General features: G+C 72.9%; 16 protein-coding genes. 8 read left to right on the forward strand and 8 right to left on the reverse strand.

Annotated features, from left to right (window positions below):
- Positions 1 to 20 precede the first annotated feature (20 nt).
- The 4 genes from ABZ810_RS00565 (at position 21) to ABZ810_RS00580 (ending at position 3,697) form a co-directional block, all read left to right on the forward strand.
- A complete protein-coding gene (locus ABZ810_RS00565) occupies positions 21 to 632 on the forward strand; it encodes an RNA polymerase sigma factor (RefSeq protein WP_358397390.1) in 612 nt (203 codons plus the stop codon).
- The gene (locus ABZ810_RS00570) at positions 629 to 1,723 is read left to right on the forward strand and encodes a hypothetical protein (protein ID WP_358397392.1); all 1,095 of its coding nucleotides are present in this window, start codon (positions 629 to 631) and stop codon (positions 1,721 to 1,723) included. Before ABZ810_RS00565 ends, ABZ810_RS00570 begins: the two co-directional genes overlap by 4 nt.
- Positions 1,724 to 1,848: 125 nt before the next feature.
- Entirely contained in the window at positions 1,849 to 2,454 is a 606-nt protein-coding gene (locus ABZ810_RS00575; protein WP_358397394.1) for an RNA polymerase sigma factor, read from the forward strand.
- Positions 2,447 to 3,697, forward strand: a complete 1,251-nt coding sequence (locus tag ABZ810_RS00580; protein WP_358397396.1) for a CU044_5270 family protein — start codon at positions 2,447 to 2,449, stop codon at positions 3,695 to 3,697. Before ABZ810_RS00575 ends, ABZ810_RS00580 begins: the two co-directional genes overlap by 8 nt.
- 190 nt (positions 3,698 to 3,887) lie before the next feature.
- On the opposite strand, the gene ABZ810_RS00585 is transcribed toward ABZ810_RS00580, so the two are convergent.
- Entirely contained in the window at positions 3,888 to 4,064 is a 177-nt protein-coding gene (locus tag ABZ810_RS00585) for a hypothetical protein (protein WP_358397398.1), read from the reverse strand.
- A 2-nt stretch (positions 4,065 to 4,066) separates the two neighbouring features.
- Between ABZ810_RS00585 and ABZ810_RS00590 the strand changes: the two genes are divergently transcribed.
- The 3 genes from ABZ810_RS00590 (at position 4,067) to ABZ810_RS00600 (ending at position 6,127) form a co-directional block, all read left to right on the forward strand.
- Positions 4,067 to 4,231 (forward strand): hypothetical protein, encoded by a 165-nt coding sequence (locus ABZ810_RS00590; RefSeq protein WP_358397400.1) that lies wholly within the window; start codon positions 4,067 to 4,069, stop codon positions 4,229 to 4,231.
- Between the two features lie 139 nt (positions 4,232 to 4,370).
- Positions 4,371 to 4,997, forward strand: coding sequence for an RNA polymerase sigma factor (locus tag ABZ810_RS00595; RefSeq protein WP_358397402.1), 627 nt, complete (start codon positions 4,371 to 4,373; stop codon positions 4,995 to 4,997).
- Entirely contained in the window at positions 4,997 to 6,127 is a 1,131-nt protein-coding gene (locus ABZ810_RS00600) for a CU044_5270 family protein (protein ID WP_358397403.1), read from the forward strand. Before ABZ810_RS00595 ends, ABZ810_RS00600 begins: the two co-directional genes overlap by 1 nt.
- On the opposite strand, the gene ABZ810_RS00605 is transcribed toward ABZ810_RS00600, so the two are convergent.
- Both ABZ810_RS00605 and ABZ810_RS00610 read right to left on the reverse strand, forming a co-directional pair.
- Positions 6,124 to 7,290 carry an acyl-CoA dehydrogenase family protein gene (locus ABZ810_RS00605; RefSeq protein WP_358397405.1) on the reverse strand — a complete coding sequence of 389 codons (1,167 nt, stop codon included), beginning with the start codon at positions 7,288 to 7,290 and terminating at the stop codon, positions 6,124 to 6,126. The two genes, ABZ810_RS00600 and ABZ810_RS00605, sit on opposite strands and share 4 nt — an antisense overlap.
- Before the next feature lie 11 nt (positions 7,291 to 7,301).
- Positions 7,302 to 8,828 (reverse strand): 3-hydroxyacyl-CoA dehydrogenase, encoded by a 1,527-nt coding sequence (locus tag ABZ810_RS00610; protein ID WP_358397406.1) that lies wholly within the window; start codon positions 8,826 to 8,828, stop codon positions 7,302 to 7,304.
- A 363-nt stretch (positions 8,829 to 9,191) separates the two neighbouring features.
- On the opposite strand from ABZ810_RS00610, the gene ABZ810_RS00615 reads away from it, so the two are divergent.
- Complete coding sequence (locus tag ABZ810_RS00615) at positions 9,192 to 9,983, forward strand: IclR family transcriptional regulator (RefSeq protein WP_358397408.1); 792 nt, start codon at positions 9,192 to 9,194, stop codon at positions 9,981 to 9,983.
- Positions 9,984 to 10,054: 71 nt separating this feature from the next.
- On the opposite strand, the gene hcaB is transcribed toward ABZ810_RS00615, so the two are convergent.
- Genes hcaB through ABZ810_RS00640 form a run of 5 tightly spaced genes read right to left on the reverse strand, consistent with a single transcriptional unit; the run spans position 10,055 to position 13,769 of the window.
- A complete protein-coding gene (gene hcaB / locus ABZ810_RS00620; protein ID WP_358397411.1) occupies positions 10,055 to 10,834 on the reverse strand; it encodes a 3-(cis-5,6-dihydroxycyclohexa-1,3-dien-1-yl)propanoate dehydrogenase in 780 nt (259 codons plus the stop codon).
- Positions 10,834 to 11,040 (reverse strand): hypothetical protein, encoded by a 207-nt coding sequence (locus ABZ810_RS00625; protein WP_358397413.1) that lies wholly within the window; start codon positions 11,038 to 11,040, stop codon positions 10,834 to 10,836. Before ABZ810_RS00625 ends, hcaB begins: the two co-directional genes overlap by 1 nt.
- Positions 11,041 to 11,066: 26 nt before the next feature.
- Positions 11,067 to 11,636, reverse strand: a complete 570-nt coding sequence (locus tag ABZ810_RS00630; protein WP_358397416.1) for a 3-phenylpropionate/cinnamic acid dioxygenase subunit beta — start codon at positions 11,634 to 11,636, stop codon at positions 11,067 to 11,069.
- On the reverse strand, positions 11,633 to 12,994 hold the full coding sequence (locus ABZ810_RS00635) for a Rieske 2Fe-2S domain-containing protein (RefSeq protein ID WP_358397418.1): 1,362 nt from the start codon (positions 12,992 to 12,994) through the stop codon (positions 11,633 to 11,635). Before ABZ810_RS00635 ends, ABZ810_RS00630 begins: the two co-directional genes overlap by 4 nt.
- Positions 12,995 to 13,007: 13 nt before the next feature.
- Entirely contained in the window at positions 13,008 to 13,769 is a 762-nt protein-coding gene (locus tag ABZ810_RS00640) for a class II aldolase/adducin family protein (protein ID WP_358397420.1), read from the reverse strand.
- Positions 13,770 to 13,818 lie beyond the last annotated feature (49 nt).

The following is a 13,818-nucleotide window of genomic DNA, read 5'->3' on the forward strand; positions in this document are numbered from 1 at the left end:
TCATCTTGAAGGAGCCACGCATGACCGCTCCCCCCGATGTCGCCACCCCGTCACCGGAGGGGGTGGACGACGCGTCGGTCATCGAACGGTCCTGGCATGAGCCCGAGCGGTTCGGCGCGATCTTCGACGCGTACTTCACGGAGATCCACCGGTACGTGGCGCGGCGCCTCGACGTGCATGTCGCCGACGACATCGCCGCCGAGACGTTCCACGCCGCGTTCCGGCAGCGCCGCAAGTACGACCTGACCCGGAGCGACGCCCGGCCCTGGTTGTACGGGATCGCCACCAACCTGATCGGCCGGCACCGCCGCGACGAGAGGCGCAAGCTGCGCGCGCTCTCCCGGCTGCCGGCCGACGGTGGCGCGACCGGGCACGAGGACCGGGTCGCCGCGAGGGTGAGCGCACAACAGCAGGTCAGGGGGCCGCTGGCCGACGCGGTCGCGGCCCTGCCCGCCAAGCAGCGCGACGTGCTGCTGCTGGTGGTGCTGGCCGAGCTGTCGTACGAGGAGGTCGCCCACGCGCTGGGCGTGCCCTTCGGCACCGTGTGCTCGAGGTTCAACCGGGCTCGAAGGAAGATGCGCGAGGCACTGGGCGGGACCAATCCCATGAGCGACGAGGAGAGGACCCGATGAACGAGCTGACCGAGGTGCGGGCGCTGTTCGACGACCCGCCGGAGCCGGACGCGCGGGTGGTGACCGCCGCCCGGGCGCGGATGACCGAGAGGCGGATGCCGCAGAGGCCGCCTCGACGGAGGCGGAGGGCCGGCCTGCGGCTCGCGCTGCCGGGCGTCGTCGCCGTGGGGGCGGCGGCCACCGTGGCGGTCGCGACGCTCGGCGGCGGCGCCGGGGCCGGGCCGGGAACGACGCCCGGCCCCCAGAAGACCGAGTTGAACGCGCGGGGCGTCCTGCTCGCGGCGGCGTCCCAGGCCGAGAAGCAGCCGGAGGGCCGCTACTGGCGCAAGCGCACCGTCGCGGAGGCCGTCTCCTATCCCGTGGGCGGCTACGTCGTCACCCGCTCGTCCGAGGGCGACACCTGGTCACCGCGGTCGGCGTCCGACACCTACGTCGACTACCGGCGCCCGCTGGGCGTCGGGCCCGCGACCGACGCGGACCGTGCGGCCTGGCGCGAGGCCGGCTCGCCGCGGACGTGGCGGGTGCGCACCGCGGACGACCCGCGCTGGATGACGCTGACGATGTCGGGACCGGGCGCTTGGGAGACCTACCGGACGACCGGGGCCGAACGCCGGCGCCTGTGCGGGTGCGACGTCGAGCCGTGGGTGGAACGGGACCGGATCGCGCGACAGCCGGGCGGGCTGGAGAAGCTGCTGTTCGCGGAGGAGAGGAGGCCGGGCGGACTGCGCCTCGACGCGGCCAACACGTTGCTCGGCGGCTACCAGATCCTGACGGAGGCGACCTCTCCGCAGGTTCGCGGAGCGGCGTTCCGGATGCTGGCCGACCGGCCCGGCATCAGCCTGGTCGAGGGCGTCCGCGACATGAAGGGACGCGCCGGCGTGGCCCTGGTCGGACGCGGCCGGACGATCGGCGGGGGTAGCGGGGTGTTCGACGTCCAGGTCATCCTTCACCCGACGACGTTCGCGGTGCTGGGACGGCAGTACGTGGTGGTCGAGCGCGGCACCCGCTTCCCCGGCCTGCGCCCCGGCGCGGTCGTCGAACGCCAGGCGGTGCTCCACGCCGGCTGGACGAGCGAGGCGCCGCACCACTAGCCCATCACTGGCCCATCACTGGCCGCACGAGTGAGGAGCGGTCGCGTGAAGAACGTCCGTGGCTCCGACTGAGTAGAGGTGACCGCCATTCGCCTCGGAAGGACCGACATGAGATGGAGCCACGGATGATCGCTCCACCCGGCGTCGCCGCCGTCCCCGACGACGACGCCACGGTGATCGAGCGTTCCCGGCATGAGCCCGATCGGTTCACCGTGATCTACGACAGGCACTTCGCCCTGATCTACCGGTACGTGGCCGCGCGCCTCGGCCGCGACGTCGCCGACGACATCGCGGCCGAGACGTTCTACGCCGCGTTCCGCAGGCGCGACCGCTTCGACCCGGCGCGCGGCGCCGTGAGGCCCTGGCTGTTCGGCATCGCCACCAACCTGGTCGCCCAGCACCGGCGCGACGAGAGCCGCCGCTACAGCGCGCTCGCGCGCGCCGGCGACGCCGCCCCCGCCGCGCCCGGTCACGAGGACCGGGTGACCGAGCGGGTCGCGGCCGAGGGCATCCGGCCGCAGCTCGCCGCCGCGCTGGCGGCGCTGCCGCCCGGCGACCGCGACGTGCTGCTGCTCATCGCGGTCGGCGGGCTCGGGTACGAGGAGGTCGCGCAGGCACTGGAGATCCCCGGCGGGACCGTCGGATCACGGATGAACAGGGCTCGGAGGAAGTTGCGGGAGGCACTGGGCGGGACGGATCCCACACGCGACGAAGGGAAGTCCCATGGATGAGGTGTCGATGGTGGCGGAGCTGCTCGACGAGGGCGGCCCCTCCCCGGAGGTGACCGCGAAGGGCCGCGACGGCCTGGCCGGACTGACCGTGCCGGTGGCCGTGCGCCGCCACGCGCGGTGGACGAAGCCGGCGCTGGCGGCGGGACTGGTCGCCGCGTCCGTGGCCGGCCTCATGACCTGGAACGCCGCCATCGGTGGTGGTTACGGTGGCGAGGCGGCCCCGACACGTTCGGCCCCGACGCGTCCGGCTCCGCCGCCCGAGCCGCTGATGTCGGCCCGCACGATCCTGCTCGCGGCGGCCGAGAATCTCGACAAGACGCCGTCGAAGGGCGCCTACTGGTACACCCGGCAGATCGTGGGCGACCAGGTCAGGCCGATCGGCGCGGACTACGTCATCGAACGCGGCACGGAGATCCAAAACTGGATCCCGGTCTCGCCGAAGGAGTACCACTGGATCGTGATGCGGGAGACGGGCGCCAAACCGGCGACATCCGCCGACCAGACCGCCTGGCGGCGTGCCGGGTCGCCCGATCGCTGGCAGGTCACGGCGAGCGACGCCCTCGGCGTCTCCGGCAAGCCGATTCCGGTGGACGTGATCACCGAGAAGATCAAGTCCGTCCCCGTCCCGGCGGCGGCCGGTGAGCCGTTCGCGATGCCGGCGAGCCTCCGGCCCGGCTGGACCGGGTTCGTCCCCGGGGCGAAGCTGACACCCGCCGTCCTGCGGGGCCTGCCCACCGACCAGGCCGACCTGAAGTCGCGGATCCTCGGGTGGCTCTCCTCCGCCGGCATCAAGGACGCCGACCAGCGCAACGAGCGGCTCTTCAACATCGGCAGCAACCTGCTCGCCGCCGACCCCGCACCCCCGAAGGTTCGCGCCGCCGCGTACCAGATGCTCGCCGGCCTGCCCGGCATGCGGAGCCTGGGCACGGTCACCGACCGGCTGGGCCGGACCGGGCGGGCGGTCGCCGTCCGGCGCGACGACGGGCCGGACGGCCCGCGACGCGAGGAACGGCTGATCATCGACCCGGTGACCGGGCGGCTGCTCGCCACCGAGGAGATCGTCCTGCGGCCTGACGATGTCCACGTCGCCAGCAGGTCCGCCCCCCAGCGACCGGGGCAGGTGGTGCGCTTCTCGGTGATGCTCGACGCCCGCTGGACCGACGAAGCGCCGGTCCTGCCGAAGAAGCGCTACAACGTGGACAAGAACGGGAATCCCAAGAAGCCCGAGTGCGCCCGCTGCTGAGGCGCCGGTAAGCCGCCGCGGCGCGGAGGCGTGAACATGATCCCCGGTATCGGGTGATACGTGCAGACCGCCTCCGCGCCACGGAAAGGCCCTCCATGACAGGGAAACCCGCACCGGTGATGCCGGTGTCCCTGCACGATCCAGAACGGTTCGGCGAGGTCTTCGACGCCTACTTCGCCGAGATCCACGGCTACGCGGCCAGCGGCTGGGCCGGGACGCCGCGTACGATGTCGCCGCGCGACCTGCTGCTGGCCGTGGCGGACCGGGCCGAACGCCTGCCCGACCCGCAGGGCCGGTACTGGTACACCGACCAGGTCGTGGGCCAGCCGTACATGGTCCGTCCCAGGATCGGCGCGTACGCGATCACCGGTGCGCACAGTCGCGGTGACCGCCGACGTGAAGCCGCTCCCCACCGACCCGCCCGATCCGGTCATCGAGGGCGAGCCCGCGGAGGAGAAGGGCGAGTTCGGCGCGCGCGACGAGACCATCGTCGACTCCGTACCGGCGTGCTGCTGTCGGACCAGAGCGTGCTGACCAGGCCGGGCGGCGAGTACCGCCTGCGGAGAAACCGTTCGACGAGAAGAAGCCGTTCGGCTGGCGGAGCGAAAGGAGACCGTCGCGACGGCGGAGTAAGGGGTGACAGCCGGACACACGATCCCGGAGGGTTCCCCCCATGACCTACCCCGTGGACGTGCCGTCCGCCGGGCCCGGCGAACGTTCGCCGGACCCGGCGGCGGCGCGTGAGTCGCGGGACGCGGAGGACGCGCGGTTCGTCGCCGAGTCGATGAACGATCCCGAGCGTTTCACCGCCGTCTACGACCGGCACTATCCGCCCGTCCACCGGTACGTCGCGGGCCGCCTCGGCCCGGAGGCGGCCGACGACGTCGCCGCGGAGACCTTCCTCGTCGCCTTCCGTAGGCGCGCGAGGTTCGACCCCGGCAAGGGTGCCCTGCGACCCTGGCTCTTCGGCATCGCGACGAATCTGGTCGCCCAGCACCGCCGTGCCGAGACCCGCCGCTACCAGGCGTTCGCCCGGGTCGGGGCCGACCGGCCCAGCGGCGGCCATGAGGAACGCGTCGTCACCTGGGTGACCGCCGAGGAGCTCCAGCCTCAGCTGGCGCGGGCCCTGGCCGCGCTCTCGGCCAAGGAACGCGACGTGGTGCTGCTCGTGGCGCTGAGCGAGCTCGGCCACGAGGAGGTCGCGACCGCCCTCGGCATCCCGTACGGCACCGTCGGCTCCCGGCTCAACCGGGCGCGCCGCAAGCTGCGCGCCGCCCTCGACACGGAAGGTCTCCAGTGATGGACGAGATGCGGATGATCGGCACGATGCTCGACGAGCGGCCGCCCACCGAACGGTCGGTGGAGATGGGCCGGGCCCGTCTGAAGCAGGAGATGCGGTCGCCGCGCCGGTCGCCGTGGCCCGCCCGGCCGCGCGTCACCTACGCGATCCCGGCGCTCGCGCTCACCACGGTGACCGCCATCGCCGTCGGCGTGTACGCGGGCACGTCACCGCGCGCGCCCGACCCGTCCGGCTCGGCACCGGTGCCCACGTCACCCCGGACGGTGCTGCTCTCGGCGGCGACCAAGCTGGAACAGTCCGCGCCGCCCGCCCGGGGGAAGTACTGGCACACGGTGGAGCAGGAACGTGCGCTTGCGGTCGCATCGACGGGCCGGTACGAACTGACCTCCCAGATCGCGCGATGGGACGCCGGTCCCGGCCGTGAGGCGTGGGAGGCCGACCGCGGTCTGGGTACCCGCCTCCTGGGCCCGACGACCTGCAAGAAGGGGGAAACGGCTTGCGTGCTGCCGACGGCGGCGGCGCCGACGGCGGCGACGACGCGGCAGCGCACCAACGGTCAGCGCCTGTGGAAGGTCTTCAAGGGGAAGGAGAAGAACGGCAGCGGGCCGACCGCCTGGACGAAGGCCCGGAGCCCCGGTGGCCTGGCGTACCGGCTGCCGGAGCACGGCAGCCTCACACCACCGGATGTGCGAACGCTTCCCCAAACCCCGGCGGGGCTTCGGGCGGCATTGCGGAAGGCTCAGGGCCGGCTGACCGCGGCCGACGGCGAGACCCATGTCAGCCCCGTGCCCTGGCTGTTCGGCAACGTGCGTCATCTCAGCACCACCCCGGCCTCGCCCAAGGTGCTGGGCGCGGCCTACCGGATGCTGGCGGCCGAGCCCGGACTCCGCGTCGTCGGGCAGGTCGCCGACCCGCTCGGCCGTAAGGGCATCGCGATCACGTACTCGCGCAAGAATCCGGGCGACGCCCGGCAGGAGGAGTGGCTGGTCATCGACCCGGCCACCGGGCGTGTGCTCGCCTACCAGGTCATGGTGAATCGCACGACGATGATCTCCTACCGGGCGAACGTCTCGTCCGGCTGGACGAACACCATCCCGGACTACCCGATCTTCAAGTTCGGGAAGCCCTAGCGGGGGACGAGCGCGTCGACGCCCGTGAGCGCCCGGCCGATGATGAGCTTCTGCATCTGGCTGGTGCCCTCGTAGAGGGTGAGCACGCGGGCGTCGCGCACGTACTTCCCGACCGGGGTCTCGTCGGTGTAGCCGTAACCGCCGAAGACCTGGAGGGCGTTGTTGGACACCTTCACCGCCGTCTCGCTGGCGTGGTACTTCGCCATCGAGGCGGCGGTGGCCAGCTCCTGGCGCCCGGCGCCGCGGTCGGCCATCGACGCCGCCCGCCAGGTGAGCAGGCGCGCCGCCTCGACCTCGACGGCCGAGTCGGCGAGCAGCTCCTGGACGAGCTGGAACGCGGCGATCGGGCGGCCGAACTGCTCGCGTTCGCCCGCGTACCTCACCGCCGCGTCCAGGGCGCCCTGCGCGAGCCCGGTGGCCCCGGCGGCGACCGAGATGCGGCCCTTGGTGAGCGCGCCGAGCGCGATGCCCAGGCCCTTGCCCACCTCACCGAGCCGCGCCGAGTCGGGCACCCGCACGTCCTCCAGCACCAGCTCGGCGGTGGCCTGGCCGCGCAGGCCGAGCTTGCCGTGGATGGTGTTGGCGGTGAAACCGGGCAGGTCGGTCGGGACGAGGAACGCGGTCACGCCGCGCCCGCCGTCGTCGCTCGTGCGGGCGAAGACGAGCGCGACCTTCGCCCACGTGCCGTTGGTGATGAACATCTTCTGGCCGTTCAGCACCCAGTCGTCGCCGTCCCGGCGGGCCCGGCTGATGAGCGCCCCCGCGTCCGACCCGGTGCCCGGCTCGGTCAGCGCGAAGCAGCCGAGCGCCTCGCCAGCGGTGAGCCGAGGCAGCCACTCCCGCTTCTGCTCCTCGGTGCCGTGCGCCGCGATCGACTTGGACACCAGGCCGAGCGACACCGACACGATGCCGCGCACCGACGAGTCGCCCCGCCCGAGCTCCTCGATGACCGTCGTGTAGCCGACCATGTCGCACTCCACGCCGCCGTACTCGTCCGGGATGCCGAGCGCCAGGAAGCCGAGCTCGCCCAGCCGCCGCACGATGCCCAGGTCGACCTCCTCGCGGCGGTCCCACTCCCGCACGTTCGGCACGATCTCCGCGTCCACGAACTCGGCCGCCATCTTGCGGAAGGCGGTCTGGGTCTCGTTGAGTTCCAGGTCCATCTCGAACGTCCTTAGCGGTAGAGGTCGGCGGGCGCGGTGCCGGGCGCGGTCAGGGGCAGGCCGAGATCGGCGCGCTCGACCAGCCAGGCGTTGGGCCGGTAGCGGGGGTCGCCGGTCGTCTCGTGAAGGCGGGCCAGGACGCCGCGCAGGACGTCGGGGCCGACCTCGGTCCCCCATTCGAGCGGGCCGCGCGGATAGCCGAGGCCGAGCCGTACGGCGGTGTCGACGTCCTCCGGGCGGCCGAGCCGCTGGCCGGCGATGCCGCAGGCGACGTTGACGATCGAGGCGAGCAGGCGCTGCGCGACCGGTGCCGGGGCGTCGCGGACGGCGGTCACCGGCCGTCCGGTCGCGGCGAGCACGGCGAGCGCCGCCCGCCCGGCGTCCGGCTCGACGCCCGGATGGACGGACACCACGAGGCGGCGGGCGAATCCGTCGAGCGGGTCGACGCCCAGCGTGCGCTCGACCGGAAGTCCTTCGCGGCGGGCGAAGCCGAGCGTGCTGCCGCCGTACTCGGCGACGAGGACGACCGCGTCGGCGGAGGGCGCGTCGCCCGTCTCGACCGTGGCGCCGGACGCGTCGAGCAGCGCGGTGAGCGCCGCGGCCTCGGCGCCCGGCACCCAGACGGGCCGCGCGTCCGCGGCCGGCGGCGCGGGCTCCGGCGGCTCCTGCTTGGCGCCGTCGGCGTAGGCGTAGAAGCCCTCGCCGGTCTTGCGGCCGAGCAGGCCCGCCTCCATGCGGGTGCGGGTGATGGGGGACGGGCGGAGGCGCGGCTCGCCGTAGAACCCCGACCACACGGTCTCGAGGACCGGATGGGAGACGTCGAGGCCGGTGAGGTCCATCAGCTCGAACGGGCCCATCCTGAGGCCGAGGACGTCGCGGGCGATGCGGTCGATGTCGGCGGGCTCGGCGACGCCCTCGGAGAGGATCTGGAGAGCCTCGGTCGGCAGGCCGCGTCCGGCGTGGTTGACCAGGAAGCCCGGGGTGTCGGGGGCGCGGACCGGCTCGTGCCCCATCCGCCGGACCAGGTCGGTCAGCGCGTCCGGGATCCACGGCGCCGTGCGCGCGCCCGCGATGACCTCGACCAGCCGCATCAGCGGCACCGGGTTGAAGAAGTGCAGCCCGGCCAGGCGGCTCGGGTCGTTGAGGGAGGTGCCGATCGCGGTGACGGACAGCGAGCTGGTGTTGGTGGCGAGGACGGTCTGGTCGCCGACCACCTTCTCCAGGGCGGCGAAGAGCTCGCGCTTGGTCTCCAGGTCCTCGCGCACGGCCTCGACGACCAGGTCGCAGCCGGTGGCCGGGGCGAACGGGTCGTCCAGCGGGCGCAGGCGCGACCGCGCCGCGGCCGGGTCGTCCAGCCTCCCCTTGGCGGCCAGCTTGTCGAACATGGCGCCGATGTGGGAGACGGCGTCACCGACCGCCTCGGGACGGGCGTCGGCGAGCTCCACGGTGATCCCGGAGGCCGCCGCGAGCTGTGCGATCCCGCGGCCCATCACTCCGGTGCCGATGACCCGGATCGCCGCCACCTCTCGCGCCCACATGGCTCTCCCTCCCAGATTTAGAAAATCATTCTAGAAATATATTCACACGAGCGTGACCACCGCCACGGCCCCTGCCACTCAACCACCCGGCGACGCCGACGCGCATCGGCGGCCAGGGCCTCGCCGCGATCTTCGAGCGCGTCGAGTCCTGGCCGCCGTCGCGGTCGTCACGTCACTTCTGGAGTGACTTCCAGAACGTGTAGTGGTGGTCGGCGCCGAAGTCGGTGCGGCGGATGCCGCGCGCCCCGGACGCCAGCTTCTGCACGTACGGGTCGCGCCCCACCGCGGACGAGGTGATGGCGGGACTGCGGGCGCTGAGCGGCTACGTGCCGCCGGTCGCCTGATCGGCCCTATTGTTCTGGTGTGCGGAAAGACGGCGGACAGCAGCGGCCCGCGTACCCCATCGCGTCGGTCGACAACGCGCTCAAGCTGCTGACGCTCTTCCGGGAGAACGAGAAGGTGCGGCTTTCGGACGCCCGCGAGTTCCTCGGGGTCGCGCACTCGACGGCGCACCGGCTGCTGGCGATGCTCGCCTACCACGGCTTCGTGCGGCAGGAGCCCGACTCGCGGGTGTACGTGGCGGGGCCGATGCTCGTGGAGATCGGGCTCGCGGCCGTCCGCAACATGGACATCCGGCTGCACGCCCGGCCGCTGCTGGAGGAGCTCGCCGACTGGGCCGGGGAGACCGTCCATCTGGTCGGGCTCGAAGGGGCGATGGTGCGCTACCTGGACGCGGTCGAGAGCGCCAGGTCGCTGCGCGTCGCCGGGCGTACCGGCACCACGCTCGCCGCCAACTGCACCGCCTCCGGCAAGGCGATCCTCGCGGCGCTGCCGGCGACCGAGGTCGCCGCGCTCTTCCCCTCCGGCCGGGCCCTGCCGGGCGAGACCGAGCACTCGATCACCGACGCGGCCGAGCTCATGATCGAGCTCGGCCGGGTCCGCGAGCGCGGCTACGCCCTCAACCGGGAGGAGAGCGAGGACGGCGTCGCCTCCGTGGCGGTCGCGGTGCCCGGCCCGCGCGGACGTCCGGTCGCGTCCCTGGCCGTGTCCGCGCCGCTCTCCCGCCTCCCTGCCGAACGAGCCGAAGCCCTCGCCGCGCACCTCGGCGAGGAGGCCACCCGCCTGTCGCGCCTGGCGGGCTTCACCTCCTCCTGAGCCCCGGGCTTCTCAGGCTCCGGAGCCGCGGCCCGCAGGCGGCTGAGGCCGAGTTTCCTGAGAGGAGCGGGTCAGCGGATTCCGATGCCGCCGTCGGAGTGCACGATCGTTCCGGTGATGCCGCGGGCGCGGTCGGAGGCCAGGAAGACATAGCTGCCCGCGTGGTCCTCGCCGGTGAGCGCGACCGCGAGCGGCGTTCGGCTCTTCAGGTCCTCGGCGCGGCCGGGGGCGTCGCCGAGGTGGCGATCGGCAAGGCCCAGGCTGCGCGGGCCGGTGAGTTCGGTGCCGAGCGTGCCGCCCGGCGCGACCCCGTTCACCCGCACGTCGGGCGCGAGTTCGTGGGCGAGCGAGACGACGCAGCCGCGCACGGCGAACTTCGAGGCGACGTAGAGGATGCCACCGCGTCCCGGATAGAAGCCGGAAGTCGAGACGGTCAGCACCACCGACCCCTGCGACGCGCGCAGGTCGGGGAGGGCGGCCTTGACCGAGACCAGCTGGCTCTTGACGTTGACGCGGAACGTCTCGTCGAACGCGTCGTCCAGCGCGGCCGGGTCGAGCTCGTCCAGGCCGCGGTAGAAATCGAAGATCCCGACACAGTTGACCAGCACGTCGAGCCCGCCGTACGCCTCCCGCACCGCCGCCAGGGCGGCCTCGGTCTGCGAGAGGCTGGTGGCGTCACCGTGGTTGACCGGGCAGCCGGGCAGGTCGGCGGCGAGGCGCTCGCACTTGCCGGAGTCGACCTCCAGCGCCGCGACGCGCGCGCCCTCGCCCGCGAACGCGTCGAGGACGGCGCGGCCGATGCCCGAGCCCGCGCCGACCACCAGTGCCCGCTTGCCGTCCAGCCAGCCCATCAGCCGTCCTCCAGGAGCCGGGAGAAGAGGTCGTGGTCCTGCCGGGTGAGCGCCTCCAGCTCCAGCGGGCACAGCAGGATCTCCCGGCCGGAGCGGGGCGCCCGGACGCGGAGCCGCACGCCGTTGCGGGTCTGGACGCGGTCGACCAGCACCTCGGCGAACTCGTTCGCGATGGTGATCGGCTCGTTCACAGGAACCTCGTTCACAGGAACCTCGTTCACAGGAACCTCGCTCATAGGAACAGCGCCAGGTTCTGGGTGCGGAGCACGGACTCGTCGACGGTGATCTCGCGGCGGGCGAGCAGGTGGCCGGCGGCGGTGGGGCGCAGGACGTCGGCCCGGCCCGCCGACAGCAGGTCGTGCTCGCGGGTGTCGCCCCGGCTGCGGAAGAGCAGGATGTACGACTCGACGCGCAGCTCACCGCCGCCGCCGCCACCGCCGCCGTCGCCGTCGCCGTCGCCGTCGCCGTCACCGTCGCCGTCCAGGCGGAACGTGCGCACGTTGCTGATGAAGCGCCGGGTGCGGGACGGCGGGTCCTCGGTGAAGGCGTGCTCGGTGGCGAACCGTTCCACGCGCTTGCGCAGCGCGTACATGTCCTCGTCGAAGTGGCCCATGTCGGCGAGCGAGTCGAAGCCCGCGCCGCGCGCGGTGGTCACCCGGACCGGCATCACGTAGCGGATGTCGTCGGCGAGCAGGCGCAGCCAGCCGCCGAAGTCCTGGCGGTCGAGCGTCGCGGCCTCCTCGACCAGGAACTGGTGCGCGTCCTGGTGGACGGGGTCGCCGTAGCGCAGCGGCCGGCTCATCGCGCCGCCCCCAGGTCGATCGGCGCGTGGACCGCGGGCTCGCGCAGGAGGTGGTCGCCCCACATCGACAACCAGTGCCGCTGGTTGAACTCGCCGAAGCCCTGGTAGGCGGTGCCGGGCCCGGAGAAGTCCGCGAGCGGCGGCTTGATCGGCTTGTCGTCGGACGTCAGCCCCATCCGGCTGTTGAGGTTGAGCCGCCGGGCCATGGTGCCCTGCGCGACGTCGGTGATGGAGACCCAGTTCTCCACGTCGTCCTGCTCGAACATCCCGGAACTGCCGAAGCACATGATGTACGCCTTGTAGGAGTCGCGCTTGAACGACTCCGGCGCGGCGGCGTCGACGGCGAACCACGACAACACCTCGGTCTCGTTCGCCGACACCGGCTGCCACTGCCGGAGCGAGATGAACGGCACGACCGTCCCGGCGTCGTCGATCTTCGGCCAGTTGTGCACGAGGCTCAGGTTGGGGAAGAGCGTCGCGGCCGAGACCATGAAGCCGTCGTCCTCGACCAGGCCCCGCTGGGCGCGCGACCACGACGCCCGCATCCGCTCGATCATCTCGTCCGGGTAGCCGACGTAGCGGAGCTTCTCGTCGAGGTCGCCGGGCGGCAGCTTGTAGGTGGTCCCGCCGCCGGGGCCCGCCGTGTAGAGGGCGCCCTCCTTGCGCTTGCTCGCCTTGGGCTCGCGGAACAGCCCGATGTCGACGACGCTCGCGTGGGTGTGGGGCGTATGGTAGCTGTCGCCCGCGAAGTTCTCGGCGCCGATCTTCCAGTTGGCCTTGACCCGCCAGCGTTGCGGCCCGCGCAACTCCAGGCCCGCCGGGCTCTGGGCGGCGTAGAGGTCGAGGTAGAACGCGAAGTCGCCGAGGTACTCGCGGAGCGGCGGCGCGTCCGGGTCGAGGCTGGCGAAGATCAGGCCCCGGTAGGTGTCGAGCGCCGGGGCGGGCAGCAGGCCCTGGCCCTTCCTGGCGAAGCCGTCCTCGCCACCGTACGCGTCCACGTGGAACGGCAGGCCGACCAGGCGCCCGTCGTTGCGGTACGTCCAGGCGTGGTACGGGCAGCGGAAGTGCGAGGCGTTGCCCATCTCGGCCCGGCACACCTGCATGCCGCGGTGCAGGCACATGTTGAACATCGCGCGCACCGTGCCGTTCTCGTCCCTCGCCACGATGAACGAGTCGGCCAGCACGCGGCGCACGACGTAGTCGCCCGGGTCGGGGATCTCGGACTCGTGCGCGAGGAACACCCAGGCGCGGGAGAACAACCGGTCGCGTTCCAGCGCGAAGACCTCGGGGTCGTTGTAGACGTGGGCGGGGATCATCCCGCGCCGGACGTCGGCGACGACGGCGGTGACATCGAGCACGAGGAGCCCTTCTTCAGACGGACAGCCCGGCGTGGGACAGCCGGGCCAGGTGGTGGCGCCAGACGGACTCCTCGTTGAGCGCGGCGCCCAGATCGGGAAGCTCGGCGATGTCCGCCGCCGGCAGATCGGGCGGCTGAACGGGCGCCGGGCCTCGGCCGGCCATCGCCTGGGCGGCGTCGAGGGTGATGCGGGCGAGGGCTTCGAGGTTGAGGGCGCGGACCACCGCCTGCGCGATCGTGGCGCCGGTCGTCGTGACGCCGTGGCCGCGCAGCACGCAGACCGGCGCGTCCCCCATCGCCGCGAGCATCTCCGCGGCCAGGTCGGCGCGCCGGATCAGCACGCCGCGCGGATGGACGGGGACGCCGTCGGCCGCCAGCCGCGTCGCCGGGATGTTGAACGCGCCGACGATCGGGCGCAGGGCGAGGCCGGCCAGGTCGGCCGCGACCACCGCGGGCGGGTGGGCGTGCACGACCACGGTCACGTCGGGCCGGCGTCGCAGCGTCTCCGCGTGGATCGGCAGTTCGCTCGGCACGGCGTAGCCGCCGGGCAGGTCGTCGTACGGCCCGTCGAGCCCGACCTCGTGCACGTCGTCCGGGGTCGTGAACAGCAGTCCGCTCTCCCGCGGGCCGCGGCAGCGGATGAGCATGCGGCCGTCGCCGGTCCGGACGCTCACATGGCCGAGCACGTCGGCGGCCAGGCCCTGGTGCGCGAGCACCCGGCAGGCCAGCGCGATGTCGCGGCGCAGGCCGGAGAGATCAGGCGCGGAGAGATTCATCGCTCGGAGTCTGTCCTACAGAAATGATTTCTGCAATGATGCTTTTTCG

The organism is Spirillospora sp. NPDC047279 (assembly GCF_040643285.1).
GTDB lineage: Bacteria > Actinomycetota > Actinomycetes > Streptosporangiales > Streptosporangiaceae > Spirillospora.

Excerpts from the sequence above, each read along its gene's own strand:
- ABZ810_RS00565 (WP_358397390.1), top strand. The coding sequence starts at position 21 with ATGACCGCTCCCCCCGATGTCGCCACCCCGTCACCGGAGGGGGTGGAC.
- ABZ810_RS00570 (WP_358397392.1), top strand. The coding sequence starts at position 629 with ATGAACGAGCTGACCGAGGTGCGGGCGCTGTTCGACGACCCGCCGGAG.
- ABZ810_RS00575 (WP_358397394.1), top strand. The coding sequence starts at position 1,849 with ATGATCGCTCCACCCGGCGTCGCCGCCGTCCCCGACGACGACGCCACG.
- ABZ810_RS00580 (WP_358397396.1), top strand. The coding sequence starts at position 2,447 with ATGGATGAGGTGTCGATGGTGGCGGAGCTGCTCGACGAGGGCGGCCCC.
- ABZ810_RS00595 (WP_358397402.1), top strand. The coding sequence starts at position 4,371 with ATGACCTACCCCGTGGACGTGCCGTCCGCCGGGCCCGGCGAACGTTCG.
- ABZ810_RS00600 (WP_358397403.1), top strand. The coding sequence starts at position 4,997 with ATGGACGAGATGCGGATGATCGGCACGATGCTCGACGAGCGGCCGCCC.
- ABZ810_RS00605 (WP_358397405.1), bottom strand. The coding sequence starts at position 7,290 with ATGGACCTGGAACTCAACGAGACCCAGACCGCCTTCCGCAAGATGGCG.
- ABZ810_RS00610 (WP_358397406.1), bottom strand. The coding sequence starts at position 8,828 with ATGTGGGCGCGAGAGGTGGCGGCGATCCGGGTCATCGGCACCGGAGTG.
- hcaB (WP_358397411.1), bottom strand. The coding sequence starts at position 10,834 with ATGGGCTGGCTGGACGGCAAGCGGGCACTGGTGGTCGGCGCGGGCTCG.
- ABZ810_RS00630 (WP_358397416.1), bottom strand. The coding sequence starts at position 11,636 with ATGAGCCGGCCGCTGCGCTACGGCGACCCCGTCCACCAGGACGCGCAC.
- ABZ810_RS00640 (WP_358397420.1), bottom strand. The coding sequence starts at position 13,769 with ATGAATCTCTCCGCGCCTGATCTCTCCGGCCTGCGCCGCGACATCGCG.